This is a genomic window from Nocardioides sp. zg-1230, from assembly GCF_013155335.1.
Taxonomy (GTDB): domain Bacteria; phylum Actinomycetota; class Actinomycetes; order Propionibacteriales; family Nocardioidaceae; genus Nocardioides.
Genome location: NZ_JABJQZ010000004.1, coordinates 183,693 through 201,107, shown reverse-complemented (window position 1 = coordinate 201,107; position 17,415 = coordinate 183,693). Strand labels below are relative to the sequence as shown.

General features: G+C 70.7%; 11 protein-coding genes. 2 read left to right on the top strand and 9 right to left on the bottom strand.

From position 1 onward, the window contains the following. Window positions 1-20: 20 nt before the first annotated feature. From HOO61_RS12850 to HOO61_RS12810, 9 genes are all read right to left on the bottom strand, one after another. Window positions 21-6,449 carry a ThuA domain-containing protein gene (locus tag HOO61_RS12850; protein ID WP_172259113.1) on the bottom strand — a complete coding sequence of 2,143 codons (6,429 nt, stop codon included), beginning with the start codon at window positions 6,447-6,449 and terminating at the stop codon, window positions 21-23. Window positions 6,450-6,612: 163 nt separating this feature from the next. After that, the gene (gene xylA / locus HOO61_RS12845) at window positions 6,613-7,773 is read right to left on the bottom strand and encodes a xylose isomerase (RefSeq protein WP_172259112.1); all 1,161 of its coding nucleotides are present in this window, start codon (window positions 7,771-7,773) and stop codon (window positions 6,613-6,615) included. Next, window positions 7,770-8,963 (bottom strand): Gfo/Idh/MocA family protein, encoded by a 1,194-nt coding sequence (locus HOO61_RS12840; RefSeq protein WP_216658888.1) that lies wholly within the window; start codon window positions 8,961-8,963, stop codon window positions 7,770-7,772. Before HOO61_RS12840 ends, xylA begins: the two co-directional genes overlap by 4 nt. Before the next feature lie 171 nt (window positions 8,964-9,134). Further along, a complete protein-coding gene (locus HOO61_RS12835) occupies window positions 9,135-10,208 on the bottom strand; it encodes a substrate-binding domain-containing protein (RefSeq protein WP_172259111.1) in 1,074 nt (357 codons plus the stop codon). 105 nt (window positions 10,209-10,313) lie between these two features. Further along, the gene (locus tag HOO61_RS12830) at window positions 10,314-11,390 is read right to left on the bottom strand and encodes an ABC transporter permease (RefSeq protein ID WP_172259110.1); all 1,077 of its coding nucleotides are present in this window, start codon (window positions 11,388-11,390) and stop codon (window positions 10,314-10,316) included. After that, a complete protein-coding gene (locus HOO61_RS12825; protein WP_216658887.1) occupies window positions 11,387-12,898 on the bottom strand; it encodes a sugar ABC transporter ATP-binding protein in 1,512 nt (503 codons plus the stop codon). The genes HOO61_RS12830 and HOO61_RS12825 overlap by 4 nt, the downstream gene beginning before the upstream one ends. After that, on the bottom strand, window positions 12,898-14,166 hold the full coding sequence (locus HOO61_RS12820) for an ROK family transcriptional regulator (protein WP_172259109.1): 1,269 nt from the start codon (window positions 14,164-14,166) through the stop codon (window positions 12,898-12,900). Before HOO61_RS12820 ends, HOO61_RS12825 begins: the two co-directional genes overlap by 1 nt. A 104-nt stretch (window positions 14,167-14,270) precedes the next feature. Then, the gene (gene xylB / locus HOO61_RS12815) at window positions 14,271-15,692 is read right to left on the bottom strand and encodes a xylulokinase (RefSeq protein ID WP_172259108.1); all 1,422 of its coding nucleotides are present in this window, start codon (window positions 15,690-15,692) and stop codon (window positions 14,271-14,273) included. A gap of 418 nt (window positions 15,693-16,110) precedes the next feature. Continuing rightward, window positions 16,111-16,413, bottom strand: coding sequence for a hypothetical protein (locus HOO61_RS12810; RefSeq protein ID WP_172259107.1), 303 nt, complete (start codon window positions 16,411-16,413; stop codon window positions 16,111-16,113). A 230-nt stretch (window positions 16,414-16,643) separates the two neighbouring features. Here HOO61_RS12810 and merB point away from each other — a divergent pair, with 230 nt between their 5' ends. Together merB and HOO61_RS12800 are read left to right on the top strand one after the other, a co-directional pair. Then, complete coding sequence (gene merB / locus HOO61_RS12805; RefSeq protein WP_172259106.1) at window positions 16,644-17,087, top strand: organomercurial lyase; 444 nt, start codon at window positions 16,644-16,646, stop codon at window positions 17,085-17,087. Window positions 17,088-17,093: 6 nt separating this feature from the next. After that, the gene (locus HOO61_RS12800; protein WP_172259105.1) at window positions 17,094-17,303 is read left to right on the top strand and encodes a hypothetical protein; all 210 of its coding nucleotides are present in this window, start codon (window positions 17,094-17,096) and stop codon (window positions 17,301-17,303) included. Window positions 17,304-17,415: the final 112 nt, after the last annotated feature.

The following is a 17,415-nucleotide window of genomic DNA, read 5'->3' as shown; positions in this document are numbered from 1 at the left end:
CTCGTGCTCGCCACCGGCGCCTACAGCTGCGACTTCAGCGTGCGCGACAGGCGCTTGAGTGCGAGCCTCACCTCCTTGTCCTTCACTCGGGAGGCGAGCCGCTCGAACCGCTTGAGCGACCGGATGGCCGCTCCCGCGTCCTTTCGACGGTCGGCCCGCTTGGCGGCCTGGAGCTGCTTCTTGAGCTGCTTGGCCACCTTCGGGCTGACCAGGCCCTGGTCGTCGAGGCGGTTGACGAGCTTCCTGACCTTGCCGGAGGACACGACCACCCGGAAGGTGACCGTCTGCGACGCCTGGTTGCCCGCCTCGTCGAGGACGGTGACCTCGAGCGTGTGCCGACCTGGTGCCAGCGACATCGCGTCGAGGCGCACCGGCGCCCTCACCACCGTGCCGTCGAGCCGGACCACCTGCTCGGCGGCGCCCGACGTGGCGTCGGTGACGCCGACCCGAGCCGTGCGCGCCGCTGCGACGTCCAGCTTGGCCCCGTCGGCGATGCCCGAGACGGTCACCGTGGGCGCCGTGGCGTCCATCTTGATGGTGATCGTCTCCACCGCCGAGGTGGTCCCAGCAGCGTCGGTCGCCCGGGCCTGGACCCGGGTGACGCCGTCGGCGCTGACCGTGAAGGGCGTGGTGTACGCCGTCCACGGGCCGTTGTCGATGCGGTACTCCATCGAGATCCGGCCCTCGCCGCCGGCACCCGCAAGGGCGACCGTGACGGGCGCCGTGAACCAGTTCGCGCGACCGTTGGCCGCGACGGGCGCCGTGGTCATCGTGACCGACGGCTTCGCCGGCTCGACCGGCCCGCCCGCCTCGCTGACGACGACCTCGAGCTGTCCGCCCTCGGTGTTGCCCGCGTTGTCGGTCGCGCGGTAGCGCACCGGATAGGTCCCCGGCTCGTCGAACGCCAGAGGAGCGTCGTACGTGCTCCACGTGGTGGCGTCGCCGATCTGGTACTCGATCCGCGCCACACCCGAGGTGGCGTCGGTCGCGGTCAGGGTGACCGTCCTGGTGGTGCTGCCGGTCTCGGCCGTGGTGACGACCGGAGGCGCGGTGTCGACCTTGAGCGTCTCCGAACCTACCTCCGAGACGTTGCCCGCCTCGTCGGTCGAGCGGTACTCGACCACGACCTCACCCTCGCCGGGCACCGGGACGGCGATGTCGTACTCCTCCCAGTCCCCACCGTCGATGCGGTACTCGATCGAGGCGACGCCCGACCCGCCCGCTTCGTCGGTGGCCGTCAGTGTGAATGACGGGCGCGAGGTGTACCAGCCGGTCTCACCCGCGTCGGCGATGACCAGCTCTGTCGTCGGTGCTGTGGTGTCCTCAGGCTGCACCTCCGGCACCACGACCTCGACCTGTCCGGTCGCCCTGTTGCCCGCTGCGTCGGTGGCGCGGTAGCGCACGACGTAGGTGCCGGGCTCGTCGAACGTCAACGGCGTGGTGTAGGTCGTCCACGTCGTGGCGTCGCCGATCTGGTACTCGATGGTCGCCGCACCCGAGTCGTCGGTGGCGGTGATGGTGACCGTCTTGGTCGTCTCCCCCGTGACGGCGGCGCTGACCTCCGGGTCGGTGGTGTCGCCCGGCTCCTCCCCGCCCGGCTCGCAGGTCTCGTCCTCACCGAGGGTGAAGAAGTCGAAGCTCGGCGTGATCCCTGCTCCGGCCGTCTGGTTGGCGGCGGAGAGGAGGCCGATCCTCGGCTCGGCGATGTCGGCGATGCTGTAGCCACCGGACATGTCGGTCCAGCTCACGCCGTCGGTGCTGTAGCTGCCGAGGACCTCGTCGCCGTCCTCGCTGGTCAGTCGCAGCCACACGGTGGTCGGGAACTCGGCCCCGAGGCCCGGGGTGTTGGTCTCGACCGCACTGCCGGCGGTCTCCCGCGCCGTCTGGATGATGTTGGACGCGGCGTTGGGATCGGTGCTGCGTCCCTGGAAGACGTGCTTGAGGTAGTTGTCGTCGTCGCCATAGATCAGCAGGCCTGCCGACTGGTAGGACCTGTTGATCGGTGCGGTGACCTTGGTGGTGGCGACGAACGGACCCTCGGGCAGGTCCCGGAGGACCAGGTCGCGGGCGGTGTTCGTCGTCTGGTAGAGGTCGGTCGCCTCCATCGGGATCTTCAGCGAACCGCCGGAGACCGTGAGGTTCCCGCTCGGTCGCACGACCGTCCACGGCGGGGACGCCAGGGACTGGCCGTTGAACTCCTCGACGACGCACGGCGGGCTGCACTCGACAGCGGTGTCGTCCGGGGTGATCGTGAAGTAGTCGAACTCGGCGGTGATGTTGTCAGCCGCTCCTGCAGCCGTGCTGCCCAGGGCGAGCAGGCCGACCTTCGGTGCGGTGATGCCGGTCAGGTCGCGCGGGGCGGCCGTGCCGTTCGACGTCGTGATCGGGAGCCAAGTGGCTCCGTCGGTGCTGTAGGTCGGAGTGACGACGTTGCCGTCGGTGCTCGTCATCCGCAGCCACACGGTGTCGGGGAAGGTCGCGCCGAGGGCGGTGGAGTTCGACTCCGACGCCGTGCCGTTGACCTCCTTGGCGAACTGGATGACGTTGGCTGCCTTGCTGCCCGCCGCGGCCGTGGAGCGACCGGAGTAGACGAGCTTGAGGTAGTTGTTGTCGTCGCCGTAGACGATCAGTCCACCCTGCTGGTAGCCGCGCACGGCGGGCAGCGTGAGCTTCGTCGTGACCTCGAACCGCCCGGCGGGCAGGTCCTGCAGGACGATGTTGGGCGCCGTGTTCGTGCCCTGGTAGATGTCGGCGTTGGTGAGCGGGATGTTGAGCGACCCGTCCGCCACCGTGAGCGACTGGTCGACGCGCACGCTGCGGTTCCAGCGCTCGGTGTCGAGGGCATCTCCCACGAAGTCGTCGGAACGACCGCTGAAGCAGATGTCCTGCGCCGCCCTGACCCTGACCTCCAGCGTGCGGGTGGTCTTCGCCCCGCGCGAGTCGGTCACCACCAGCTCGACGACGTACGTGCCCGGCGTGGCGTAGGTGTGGCTCGGGTCGGCGTCGGTGGAGCTGGCGCCGTCGCCGAACTTCCACGCGTAGGTGACAGGGGTGTCACCGTCCGCGTCCTCGACCGTGCTCGTGAAGTCCACCGGGAGAGGTGCCTCACCGTTGGTCGAGCTGGCCTCGATCGAGACGGCCGGGGGCTGGTTGTCGGTCACGCCCCGGCCGTTGAACCGCAGCCAGTTGACGTTGGCGCCTCCGGTGGTCGCGACCACGTAGAGGGGCTCGCTGTCGGTGGACGCGCCGGTGAACGCGGCGGTCACGTCCTGGTAGGTCTGGGCGCCGCCCGTGCTGGGCACGGCGATCGTGGCGATAGCGGGGCCGGTGGGCGATCCCTGCCGGACCTCGAACGCCGCACCCGCCGTGGTGGAGGCCGCGCGCATCGTGACGCCGGTGATGCCGGTCAGGTTCATCACGTCCCAGCCGAACCAGTCGCCGGTCTCGACGCCGTTGACGTTCTGGCCGCCGTCGGTGTCGGTGGTCGTCTGGGTCGTGACGCCCGGGGTGCCCGAGGTGTTGGACCCGGTGCGACCGGTCTCGTCGAAGTACTCGGCCTCCTTCTTCTTGGTGTGCAGGACGATGCCGTCCACGCTCGTCAGCTCCCCGGCCTCGCCGGAGCCGCTGTCGGTGTAGGTGGCCTTGATGGTGCCGAATATGTTGGCGCCCACGTGGCCGGTGTCGCCGGGCAGCGCGAGGACGCCGCTGCAGCCCCGGTACTGCTCGTAGTCGTGCGAGTGCTGGTCGTGGCCGAGCCCGGGCTGGACGACGACGCGGTCGCAGTCGATCGTGCCGTCCTCGGGGTCGCTCACCTCGACCTCGTACGCGAGGTAGTCACCGAACTCGAAGAAGCCGCCGTCCGGGGGCAGGACCAGCTCGACGGTCGGCGCGGTGTTGCCCGACGTGATGTCGATGTTGGTCGTGCCGGTCCGGCCGCCCTCGTCGGTCACGGTGAGCCGTGCGGTGTAGTCACCCGGGTCGGTGTAGGTGAAGCTGCCGGTCGGGGTCGTGGCATCGGTGGTGCCGTCGCCGTCGAAGTCCCAGGCGTAGGTCAGGCCCGTGGCGTCGCCGGTGTCGGCGTCGAAGGAGGCGCTGCCGTCGAACTGGACGGTCAGCGGCGCCGGACCCGACGTCTTGTCGGCCGTCGCCCTGGCCACCGGCGCGCGGTTGCCCTCGACGTAGTCGATCCGGTAGATGCCCGAGTCGGTGTTGTTGCCGTTGAAGCCGCTGCCCCACTCGATCATGTAGAGCGCACCGTCCGGCCCGAACTGGAGGGCGTGGGGTCGTCGCATGGGCAGGTTGGGCAGGAAGCGGTTGAGGTCGGTGTAGTCGGTGCCGGCCTCGTTGAGCTGCACGCTGAACAACCGGTTGTTGTTCCAGTCGGCCCAGATCGCCTTGCTGTCGAAGTAGGCGGGCCACTTGCGGTCGGAGGCGAGGTCGGGGTCGTAGGAGTAGGTGCCCGACGTCATCGGTGCGCCACTGGCCCCGATCTCCGGGGTGCCGGTGATCGAGGCGTTGTTGCTCTGCCACATGACCGCTGCCTTAGCCGGCGGCAGGTCGGTCAGGCCCGTGTTGTTGGGCGAGTCGTTCACCGGGTTGGCGCAGTCGAAGGCCGCACCGGCCGTGCTGCTGGCGAAGTTGTAGTCGTTGTAGGGGGTGTTGTCACCCACGCAATAGGGCCAGCCGTAGTTGCCGGGCTCGTCGAGGATGTTCCACTCGACGCGGCCGTTGGGCCCACGTGTGGCGCTGACGGAGCCGGCGTCCGGGCCGTAGTCAGCCACGAGCAGGTTGTTGTGCTGCTCGTCGAGGCCGATGCGGAACGGGTTGCGGAAGCCCATCGCATAGATCTCGGGACGGGTCTTGTCATCGGTGTCGTCGGCCTCGTCGAAGAGGTTGCCCTCCGGGATGCTGTAGCCGCCGGCCGCCAGGGGCTTGATGCGCAGCACCTTGCCCATCAGCGAGTTGGAGTTCGCCGAGGTGCGCTGGGCGTCCCACGCGCTGCGGCCGGGTCGCTCGTCGATCGGCGTGTAGCCGCTCGAGTCGAACGGGTTGGTGTTGTCACCGGTGGCGAGGTAGAGGTTGCCGTCGTTGTCGAACTCCATAGCGCCGCCCGCGTGGCAGCACTGGTCGCGCTGCGTCGGGACGTCGAGGATCGTCGTGGCGGTGCCGAGCTGGAGCGTGTTCCCGTCCATCGTGTAGCGGGAGATGCGGTCGATGGCCGTCGAGCCCGCCGGCGAGTAGTGGAGGTAGACCCAGTTGTTGGTGGCGAAGTCGGGGTCGAGCGCGATCCCGAGCATGCCGAACTCCTGGCCGGTGTAGACCGGGATGCTGCCCGCGGTCACCACGTTGCCGTTGGTCAGGATGATGCGCACGTCACCGTTGCGGTCGACGTAGAACACGCGACCGTCGTCGGCGATGGCGAGCTCCATCGGGTTGGAGGTGTTCTCGTCGAGCGCGACCTTCTCGAAGCTGGGCTCGAGGGTGGCAGTGCAGTCGGAGTCGACCACGCCGGCCGCGGTCTGGATGCCTCCGAGGACGTGCTGGAGGAACGTCGGCTCGACGAACGAGGCCTCGGTGTGCCCCATGCCGGTGTACCAGCTGCGGCCGCCGTCGTAGTCCTGGCACCACGCGATCGGGTGCTCGTTGCCCATCGCCCCGCTGCCCGGGGTGTACGTCGACTCGTCGAGCGAGGCGAGCACGTGCACCTTGCCGCGGGGGTTGGTGCGGAAGTTGTACCACTCGTCGGTGCGCTCCCACAGCGGCTCGATGCCGGCGGTGGAGGGGTGCGCGTGGTCCTCGACCTTGACGGTCGCGGTCGGGGTGCCCGGCGGGTGGTTGTTGAAGTAGGAGCCGACCAGCTCGCCGTACCACGGCCAGCTGTACTCGGTGTCGGAGGCGGCGTGGATGCCCGCGTAGCCGCCGCCTGCCTGGATGTAGCGCTCGAAGGCACCCTGCTGGGCGTCGTTCAGCACGTCACCGGTCGTCGAGAGGAAGATGACGACCTCGTACTGCTCGAGGTTGGCGTCGGTGAACGCGGTGCTGTCCTCCGTCGCGGTCACCGTGAAGTTGTTGTCCGCCGCGAGGGCCTGGATGGCAGTCGTGGCCTCGTCGATGTTCGAGTGGCGGAACGCCGCGGTCTTGGAGAAGAGGAGTGCGTCGAACGACTCCTCTGCTGCCGCCGCCGCGGAGGCGGCCGGATCGGCGGTCCACGGGACCGCGTCGCCCAGGACGCTCTCGGTCTCGGTCTTCTTCTGCTTCTTCTCGGTCCTGTCGGAGGCCGTGGCCCGGTCGTCAGGCGCGGTGGCGGCGGCACGCTCGGTGCTCGGTGCCGCGGAGGCCGAGGAGGCCAGCCCGACGCCCGCGCCCAGCGGCAGCGAGACGAGCAGGGCCATGCTGGAGCCGACTGCGACGCGGGAGCGCCTCTGCAGTCGCGTGATGAGTCTGTTCATCACGATCCCTTCTGTGGTGACGGATGTGCGCTCCATCGGTTCCGGGGCGGGTCCCCGGGCGTTCGGCCCTTGTCATGCGGTCGTGCTGTCGTGCTGTCGTGCTGTCGTGCGGGTGGATCGGGTGGGCCCGGCGGGTTCGGCGCCCGCCGGGCCAGGTGTCGTGTCAGCGGACTCCCAGCAGGTGCTCCATGGCGAGCTGGTCGAGCGCCTCCAGGCCGACGCTGCGTGCGCCGAGCCCCTCGACGTCGTACGACGCCGCGCGGAGGTCGGCGAGCGACTCACCCTCGGCGAGGGTCGGGGTGCGCAGCGTGTCGACCTCGGCGGCGGCGAGGGCCGCGACCACGTCGGGGTCGGCGCGGAAGGCGCGGACCTTGTCGCGCAGGATCAGGTAGTTGCGCATGCAGCCGCGAGCCGACTCCCAGACACCGTCCTCGGCCTCGGCGCGGGGGGGCTTGAAGTCGAAGTGCACGTAGCCGTCGTAGGCCTTGCCGGTCCCGGCGCCGAGCAGGGCGTCGACGGTCCAGAAGGCGCCGCGCACGTTGCCCGCGCCGAAGCGCAGGTCCTGGTCGAAGCGGGGGCCGTGCTGGCCGTTGAGGTCGACGTGGAAGAGCTTGTCGTGCCACAGCGCCTGGCTGATGCCGTGGGCGAAGTTGAGCCCTGCCATCTCCTCGTGGCCCACCTCGGGGTTGAGGCCGACCATGTCGGGGTCGTCGAGCTCGGCGATGAGCGCGAGGGCGTGGCCGATGGTCGGCAGCAGGATGTCGCCGCGCGGCTCGTTGGGCTTGGGCTCGAGGGCGAACCGCATGTCGTAGCCCTGCTCCTTGACGTAGGCGCAGAGCAGGTTGAGCGACTCGCTGTAGCGGTCGAGGGCGGCCTGGACGTCCTTCGCGGCGCCGTGCTCGGCGCCCTCGCGGCCGCCCCACAGGACGAACGTCTTCGCACCCAGCGATGCCGCGAGGTCGATGTTGCGCAGCGCCTTGGTGAGCGCGTAGCGCCGCACCTCGCGGTTGTTGGCGGTGAGGGCGCCCTCCTTGAAGACCGGGTGGCCGAACAGGTTGGTGGTCACCATCTCGACGGCGAGCCCGGTGTCGGCCAGCGCCTTCTCGAACTGCTCGAGCACGGCGTCGCGCTTGTCGTCGTCGGGGACGAGGTCGTCGTCGTGGAAGGTGACGGCCGCCGCGCCGAGCTCGGCGAGCTTGTAGGTGGCCTCGACGGGGTCGAGCAGCGCGCGGGAGGCGGGTCCGAACACGTCGGTGCCCTGCCAGCCCACCGTCCAGAGGCCGAACGAGAACTTGTCGTCGGGGGTCGGGGTGTAGTCGGTCATGCGGGGATCTCCTGCCACGAATCGTTGTCAGAGCTGGTCTCGACCGCGGCCAGGACGCGCTGCACCTGGAGTCCGTCGGCAAAGGATGGGGAAGGGGCGTCGCCGGCCGCGATGTCGCGGACCAGGTCGACCGCCTGGTGGATGAAGCCGTGCTCGTAGCCGATGACGTGGCCCGGCGGCCACCACGCGCCGACGTAGGGGTGCTGCGGCTCGGTGACGAGGATGCGGCGGAAGCCCGCGGTGCGGGCGTCCTCGGTGCCGTCGAAGAAGTGGAGGACGTTCATGTCCTCGAAGTCGAAGGCGATGCTGCCCTGCGAGCCGTTGACCTCGATGCGGATCGCATTCTTGCGGCCCGACGCGAAGCGGGTCGCCTCGAAGACGCCCATCGCACCCCCGCGGAAGTCGGCCAGGAAGGTGGCGGCGTCGTCGACGGTCACCTTCCCGGTGCCGGTGCCGGCCGTGCCGGACAGGCCCGAGTGCTCGCTGGGCAGCGGCCGCTCGTCGACGAAGGTGTGCAGGCGGCCGGTGACCCGGCTGATGGTGTCGCCGGTGATGAACTGCGTGATGTCGATGATGTGGGCGCCGATGTCGCCGAGGGAGCCCGAGCCGGCCTTGTCCTTCTCCAGGCGCCACGAGAGGGGTGCCTGCGGGTCGACGATCCAGTCCTGGAGGTACTGGGCGCGCACGTGGTGCAGCGTGCCGAGGCGGCCCTCGGCGACGAGCTGGCGCGCCAGGGCGATCGCGGGCACCCGGCGGTAGGTGAAGCCGACCATCGCCCGGACGCCGGACGCGGCGGCCGCCTCGGCGGCGCGGGTCATCGCCTCGGCCTCCTCGACGCTGTTGGCCAGCGGCTTCTCGCACAGGACGTGCTTGCCGGCCTCGAGGGCGGCGATGACGATCTCGGCGTGGGTGTGGCCGGGGGTGCAGACGTCGACGAGGTCGATGTCGTCGCGCTCGACGAGGGCCTGCCAGGAAGTCTCGGTGGACTCCCACCCGAGGCGCTCGGCGGCGGCACGGACGCCCTCCGGGTCGCGCCCGGCGACGGCCCTCATGCGCGGACGGAGCGGGAGGTCGAAGAACCGCGGGGCGGTGCGCCAGGCGTGCGAGTGCGCTGCGCCCATGAAGGCGTAGCCCACCATGCCGACCGACAGGTCGCGCGTGCTGGCGTGGGTGTCGGGAGTGGTGGTCATCGGACCTCCTCGTGTGCGAGCTGGTGGGTGTCGGGGCGCGGCTCGTACGGCCCGGGTGCCGCGCGGTGGCGCGCCCGGGGCGTGACGGTGTTCAGCAGTGGTGGTGCGGGTGCAACGGGGTGGTGCGGGGTGCCGCGGCGGCTCCCGACGAGGGAGCCGCCGCGGGACGCCTCAGGACTCGAAGGCCGTGTCGATGTACTGGTCGACGTTGTCCGAGGTGACGACCGGGGCGAAGAGCTGCACCGTGCGGGGCACCTCGACCTCGACGAGGTCGCTCATCGCCTTGTCCTGGACCAGCAGGCGGGCGAGCTTGACGCCGTCCGCGCCCTGGGTCGACGGGTAGATGACGGTGGCCTTGAGGACACCGCTGTCCTCCTGGATCGCGCGCATGGCGTTGGCCGAGCCGGCGCCGCCGATCATCGTGAACTCGTCGCGGCCGGCGTTCTCGATGGCCGCGAGCACGCCGACGCCCTGGTCGTCGTCGTGGTTCCAGAGGAAGTCGATCTTCGGCTCGGCCTGGAGCAGGTTCGCCGCGACCTCCTCGCCGCTCTCGACGGTGAACTCGGCGGCCTGGCGGGCGTCGACGTCGAGGCCGCACTCGGACAGCGCGTCCTCGAAGCCCTGGCTGCGGTCCTGGGTGAGCGGCAGCGAGTCGATGCCGGCGATCTCGGCGACGATCGCGTCCTTGTTGTCACCGGCCTGCTCGCAGACGTACTGGCCGGCCGAGACGCCCATGCCGTAGTTGTCGCCGAGCACCGTGACGCGGGCCGCGTTGGGGTCGTCGAACTCGCGGTCGACGTTGATGACCGGGATGCCGGCCTCCATCGCCTTGAGCGCCACCGGCGTCATCGCGGCACCGTCGAAGGGCAGCAGGACGATGGCGTCGACGCCGTCGTTGATGAAGGTCTCGACCTGGCTGATCTGGAGGTTGACGTCGTTGGTGCCCTCCGCGATCTGGAGGTCGACGTCGGGGTACTGCTCCGCGAGGTCGCGGACGTTGTTGGTGATGGCGGCCATCCAGCCGTGGTCCGCGGCGGGCGCCGAGAAGCCGATCGTGACCTGGTCGCCCTCCTCGTCGTTGCTGCCGGCGGCGGCGGCCGGTGCGGAGTCGCCGCTGTCGTCGTCCTCGGCAGCGTCCTGGGCGCTGCCGGTGCACGCGGCGAGGGACAGGACGGCGACCGCGCCGACCACGAGGCCGGAGTAGCGGCGGCTCTGGTGCCGTCGGAAGGGAGTGCGCAGTCGCATGGGTCGTGCTCCTTGTGTGTGTTCTCGATGGGTGCGGTGCTGCGGCCGGCGCTCCGAGACGTGCCGGCGTGGTGGTGCGGTGGTTCCGAGTGCGGGGTGCTGCGGCTAGGTGGACGTCGCGTTGCGCGCCAGGCGCTGCTGGAGCAGGACGGCGACGACGATGATCAGGCCCTTGGCGACCGCCTGGGTCGAGGTGTCCTGGTTGTTGAGGGTGAACACGTTGCCGAGGGTGGCGAAGATGAGCACGCCCAGGACGGTGCCGACGATCGTGCCGCGCCCGCCGGTGAGCAGGGTGCCGCCGATGACGACGGCCGCGATGACGTCGAGCTCGAGGAGCGTGCCGTGGGTCGAGCTGCCGGTCGTGGTGCGGCTGACCAGCATCAGCGCCGCGAGCCCGCAGCAGAAGCCGACGAGCACGTAGAGCATCACGGTGTGCCGGTTGACGTTGATGCCCGCGAGTCGCGCGGCCTCGGGATTGCCGCCGACGGCGAGGGTGCGCCGGCCGAACGTCGTACGGTTGAACAGGACCCAGCCGGCCACCGCGACGATCGCGAAGATGATCACCAGGAACGGCACGCCGAGCACGTCGGCGGAGAAGAACTCCTTGAAGCCGTCGACGGTCACGATCTGCGTACGACGCTCGGAGATGATCTCGGCGAGACCGCGCGCGGCGGCGAGCATCGCCAGTGTCGTGATGAACGGCACCACCTTGCCGTACGCGATCACGAGTCCGTTGACGAGGCCGCAGGCGGAGCCGACGGCCAGGGCGGCGAACACCATGATGATCCAGTGCGTGTCCTCCGCCATCGTCTGGGTGGCGAACGTCGTCGCCCAGACCGAGCAGAGCGCCAGGATCGCGCCGACCGACAGGTCGATGCCGCCGCCGGTGATGACGAAGGTCATCCCGATGCTGACCACGCCGATGGTCGAGGCGAAGCGCAGGATCGTGAGGGTGTTGTCGATGCTGGCGAACCGGTCGCCTGCGGTGATGATGCCCGCCGCGCAGATCAGCAGGAGCGCCACGACGAGGCCGAGGTTGCGGCCGAACGGGCCGCTCATCAGGCCGCCTCCGCCGTTACCTCCCGACTCCGCGGCGGCGCGCTCCACCCTGACCGACTCCGTGGAGGCTGGGACGGTGTTCTCCACCGCGCCCGTGTCCCGACTCGTGCTCTGCTCGCTCATGCGACCTTTCCTTCCATGACCAGGTCCAGGACGCGGGACTCGTCGATCTCGCCCGCGGGACCTTCGTGCACGACACGGCCCTCACGGACCACGAGGACCCGGTCCGCGAGCCCGAGCACCTCCTCCACCTCGCTCGACACGACCACGACGGCGACGCCGGAGTCGGCCAGCGAGCGCACGAGGGCGTAGATCTCGGCGCGCGCGCCGACATCGACCCCTCGGGTCGGCTCGTCCAGGAGCAGCACACGGCACTCGCGGAGCAGCCACCGGGCCAGGACGACCTTCTGCTGGTTGCCGCCCGACAGGAGGCGCACGAGGCGATCGACCCCTGCCGGGCGGACGTCGAGGGACTCCGCGACCTCGGTGGAGCGCTTGCGCTCGGCGCGGCTGTCGAGCAGCCCGAACCGGCTGAAGCGTCCCAGCGTGGACACGGTGATGTTGGCGAAGATCGCCTGGTCGAGCAGGAGCCCCTGGCTCTTGCGCTCCTCCGGGGCGAGACCGACGCCGGCCTTGACCGCCGCGGGCACGGAGCCGCGCCGCAGCTCGCGACCGGCGACGCGCACGGTGCCCGCGGACGGGCGGCGCGCGCCGTAGAGGGTCTCGAGGATCTCCGAGCGTCCCGCGCCGACGAGGCCGGCGAGACCGACGATCTCCCCCGCCCGCACGCTCAGGTCGACTCCGGAGAAGACGCCCGGCAGGTCGAGGCCGATCACCTCGAGGATCGGGTCACCGGTCGGCGGCGGTGCGTCGCCACGGGGCGGGAAGACGTACTCGATCGAGCGCCCGGTCATCAGCTTGATCAGCTCGCTGGTGGGCGTCTGGTCGACGGCGAGGCCGGTGGCGACCGTGCTGCCGTCCTTGAGGACCGTGATGCGGTCGCCGATCTGGCGGATCTCCTCCAGCCGGTGGGAGATGTAGACGACGGCGACGCCCTCGGCCGTGAGGTCGCGGATGACGCGGAAGAGGTTGTCGACCTCTCCCTGGTCGAGCACCGCGGACGGCTCGTCGAGGATGAGCAGCCGAGTGTCCTGGGACAGGGCGCGCGCCATGCTGACGATCTGCTGTGCGGCGGGCGAGAGCCGGCCGACGGAGCGCGTGGGCGAGATCTCGGAGTGACCCAGCCGGGCCAGCAGGTCGCGCGTACGACGGATCGTCTCCGCGCGCTGGCTGAAGCCGGCGGTGCTCAGCTCGTGGCCGAGGAAGATGTTCTCGGCGACGCTGAGGTCGGGGACGAGGTCGAGCTCCTGGTAGATGGTAGAGATCCCGAGGGCCATCGAGGCCTGGGGCGTCGACAGCGTGACCGGCTCGCCCTCCCAGAGGATCTCGCCCTCGTCGGGCTGGTAGCTCGCGGAGAGGACCTTGATCAGCGTCGACTTGCCGGCGCCGTTCTGGCCCAGCAGGCAGTGCACCTCCCCCGCGCGCACCTCGAGCTCGACTCCTCCGAGCGCGAGCACGCCGGGGAACCGCTTGACGATGCCGCGCATCGTGAGCAGCGGGGCGTCGTTCATCACATCACCTCCAGGGTGGGGACCACCCGCGGCACGAGGGTCGGGTCGTCGTAGACGTGGTCGATGGCGACGGCGGCGGCGCCGTGCACCGCTGCCGAGAAGCCGAGGGTCGAGAGCGCGATGCGCGTGCCACCCGCGTCGGGGGCCAGGACACCGGAGGCGAGCTCGGCCTCGACCACGTCACGGATCCACTCGCCGATCTCGCCGAGGTAGCCCGACAGCACGATCATGCCGGGGTTGAGCACGTTGGTGAGGACGGCGGCGCCGATGCCGACCCAGCGGCCGACCTCGCCGAGCGCGGCGAGCGTGCGCTCGTCGCCGGCGGCAGCGCGGCGGCTGATCTCCTCGACCTTGCCCTCGAGGTCGAGGGTGGGCGAGCGCAGCAGGTCGTCGTCGGAGGCAGCGGCGAGGTCGATGAGGTGGCTGAGGCCGATGACCGTCTCCCAGCACCCGGTGCGCCCGCACCCGCACACGCTGCCGTCGCGGTCGACGACCATGTGGCCGAACTCGCCGGCGTAGCCGCGGCGCCCGGAGAACGGCCGGCCGTCGGCGACGATGCCGCCGCCGATGCCGACCTCGCCGTGGATGACGAGGATGTCGCGGCGCTCGGGGTCGCCGGGGGTGGCCTCGGCGACGGCGGCCAGGTTGGCCTCGTTGTCCACCTCGAGCAGGTAGTCGGGGTCGCCGAGCCTGGCGCGCAGCAGCCCGGCCAGGCCGACCCCCTGCCACCCGAGGTTGGCGGCGACGGACACGTGGCCCCGGTCGCGGTCGACGAGTCCGGCGACCCCGACGACCGCGGCCACCGGCGCCGCGTCGAGGGCGGCCAGGTCGGCGAGGGTGCCGTGCAGCAGCTCGACCAGCCGGTCGACCACCTCGTCGGGCTCGAGGCCGCGGGTGTCCACCGACGTACGCCGCTCGCTGACGACGGTGCCGGCAAGGTCGACCGCGCGGGTCGAGACGTGGTGGACGTTGATCTCCGCACCCAGGCCGTAGGCGCCGGCGCCGTCGATCTCCACCGTCGTGCCGGGGCGCCCGACGGCGCCGCGCTCGGCGCTGCCCTCGCGGACCAGGCCGCGCTCGCGCAGCTCGGTGACGAGGCTGGAGACGGTCGCCTTGTTGAGGCCGAGGTCGGCGGCGAGCCGGGCCCGGGAACGGGGTCCGCCCTCGCGGAGGCTGCGGAGGACCAGCGACAGGTTCGCGCGACGGACGGTGCCCTGGTCGGCACCGCCGGTGCTGGTCGTCGACCAGCCGTCCCGCACCTGCGACATCTGCGTCCTCGATCCTGCGTGTGACCTCGGTCACCAGTTAGTTTGACGGACCGCCAAACTAAGTCGGTGACAGGCATCACGTCAAGGACCGGGACGCAGAAATGTCAGGTGGTCCGGTCCAGGTGTCGTGAGCGGCCCTCGGCGTACCTGGCGCGGACGGCCGGCACGGGGTCGGCGGCGTAGCGCCGGGTCCCCTCGCGCACCCACTCCGGCGGTGCTTCCGCCCCCGACACGGCCCACGCCGCCTGACGCGCGGCGCCGTCGGCGACGTACTCCCCCGGCGGCGGGACGTCCACGGGGACCCCGAGCACCTCGGCTGCCACCGTGCGCACGGCCTCCGACGCGGCGGCCCCGCCGACGAGCAGGACGCGGGTCGGCGTGACCCCGGTCGACACCACCGCGTCGAGGCCGTCGGCGAGGCTGCACACCAGGCCCTCGACGCTCGCCCGGGCGAGTGCCGGCCGGGTGGCCGTCGCCAGGGTGAGCCCGTGCAGCGACCCCGTCGCGTCCGGCAGGTTGGGGGTGCGCTCGCCCTCGAGGTAGGGCACCAGCACCAGGCCGCCGGCACCCGAGGGCGCCTCGAGCGCGAGGCGCGAGAGGGTGTCGTGGTCGACGTCGAGGAGGCGGGCGGCAGCGTCGAGCACCCGCGCGCCGTTGAGGGTGGCGACCAGCGGGAGGTAGAGACCGGTGGCGTCGGCGAAGCCCGCCACCGAGCCGGTGGGGTCGACGGCCGGGGTGCTCGTGACGGCGGTGACGACCCCGGAGGTGCCGATCGAGACGACGACGTCGCCCTCCCCCGCGCCCAGGCCCAGCGCGGCGGCGGCGTTGTCGCCGGCACCGGCGCCGAGGACCGCCCCGCCCGCGGTGCCGGCGACCGCGCCGGGTGCGACCACGCGCGGCAGGTGGGGCACGGAGCCGAACGCGCGCTCGAGGAGGTCGGTGCGGTAGTCCCCGGTCGCGGCCGACCAGTAGCCCGTGCCGCTCGCGTCGCTCCGGTCGGTCGTGAGGTCGGCCAGGTCGGTGCTCCCGGACAGCTTCCAGGTGAGCCAGTCGTGCGGCAGGCACACCGCGGCCGTACGACGGGCGTGCTCCGGCTCGTGCTCGGCGAGCCAGCGCAGCTTGGTCACGGTGAACGACGCGACCGGGACGACGCCGACCGCCTCGGCCCAGGCGCGACCGCCCTCCTCCGGGCCGCCCAGCTCGTCGACGAGGTCGCGCGCGGCACCGGCCGAACGGGTGTCGTTCCACAGCAGCGCGGGGCGTACGACAGCACCGTCCTCGTCGAGGCAGACCATCCCGTGCTGCTGGCCGCCGACGCTGACAGCGGCCACGTCGGCCAGTCCCCCAGCCTCGGCGACTGCCGCCTGCAGGGCCTCCCACCAGTGGTCGGGGTGGACCTCGGTGCCGTCCGGGTGAGCGGCCCTCCCCTGCCGCACGAGCACGCCCGTGGCGGCGTCGCGGACGACGACCTTGCAGGACTGGGTGGAGGAGTCGATGCCGGCGACCAGCCGGGGTCCGTCAGTCATGGGCGCGGATGCTAGCCCACCGGCGACGAAGGGCCCGGTCTGCTGACCGGGCCCTTCGGGTGCTGCACCCCCGACCGGATTCGAACCGGCGCTACCGCCTTGAGAGAGGGATCGAGTGGTCGGCGGGCAACCTTGGAAATCGACGGAACCGCAGGTCAGAGGCACATTGAACGATCGGCTGACGTTGGCTGATTCGGGCTGTTTCTGATGCTCGTGTTGCCCCAGCGTTGCCCGCGAACGCATCGGAACTGTCCTCGGGGCACGTAGCGCGAGGCGCGACGACCCGACTCTGTACTGGGCGGGAGGGGCGCTCGAGGAGCGCACGCCACGGGCGGTCTCGACGTCGATCCTAGGTGGGGACCCGCTGCCTTGCGCCGCGATTAGCGCTCCGTCCTGAGGAGCCGACGGATCTGCTGAACTACGGCAGAAGACGCCATGCCATCCACTCTGGGTCGAAGTGCCGGTGTGTCTTGTGCATAAACGCGTACTCGTCCAGCGCGCGAAGGCACCGCTGCGGGAGCGGGCAGGGCTCGATCGGGCTGCACGTGTCGCGAGCCATGTCGAGAAGGACCTGCTGCACGATGTCGCACCTCTCGAGTGCTGCCTCGTCGACCGGAGCTGTCATGTGGGCGCCCAACCGATCTTCCTCGACGCGGGCAGCGACGAAAGCAAGCAGCCTCGCCACTTTCGCATCACCACACTCGATCGCGGCGTCAGGCATGGCGTCATTGTGGCTAGGACACAGTGGAGCATGCACCCCCTCCGGGGCGAGAGGTCGATGTCGTGCACCCGTCGACCTTCCGTGCCTGGCGGATCGGCCCTCTCACCGGCCTGCCTCTACGAGATCGACGTGAACACGTCGTATCCACCGCGACGAGTGCGTCCAACCGCCGCGTTCAGGCGTCGCTCAGCTGGTGCGTGAGCACCGTCCACGTAGCCATACTGATCGGCATGACCCCGGAGGACATCGGCGTCCGCAACGAGACCTACCGGCTCTTCGCCGAGCGCGGTCACGCGCCGTCCGCGGACGACGTGGCCGCGACCATGGGTGCCCCCGCGCGCGAGGTCCGTCAGGCATGGACGAGGCTCCACGACGCGCACGCCCTCGTCCTGAACAGTGAGGGCTCCGAGATCCTGATGGCGAATCCCTTCTCCGCTGTGCCGACTCCGTACCGCGTCCGTGCTGGCCACCGGTGGTGGTACGCCAACTGCGCGTGGGATGCGTTCGGTGTGTGCGCGGCACTGCACAGCGACGGACGGATCGAGACGTCGTGTCCGGACTGCCGCGAACCGCTGACGGTGGACGTCATCGACCAACAGCCCCAGAAGTCGTCGCTGGTCTTCCATTGCTACGTCCCTGCCCGACAGTGGTGGGACGACATCGTCTTCACTTGAAGCACCATGAATCTCTTCCGGTCGGGAGAGCACGTCCGCCGATGGCTCGACGGTCGCCCGGCAGGCACCACTATCCCAGTCACGGTGCTCAGCGCCTTGGCCCACGCCTGGTGGGGCGACCGGCTGTCCCCGCAGTGGCATCCCCACGCCAAGGAGGAGAACGAGGCGATCCTCCAGCGACTCGGCTTGGTCGATGATTTCTGGCAGCTTGCCTGAGCACGCCCCCTTGGAAGGACGTGGAGAAGCGACGCACAACGACCGAGTGCCCAGCGCCCGTTCGGCGGAGTGACATCGCAGAGTCATCGCAGAGTTCAGCGCGCTTGCGTCA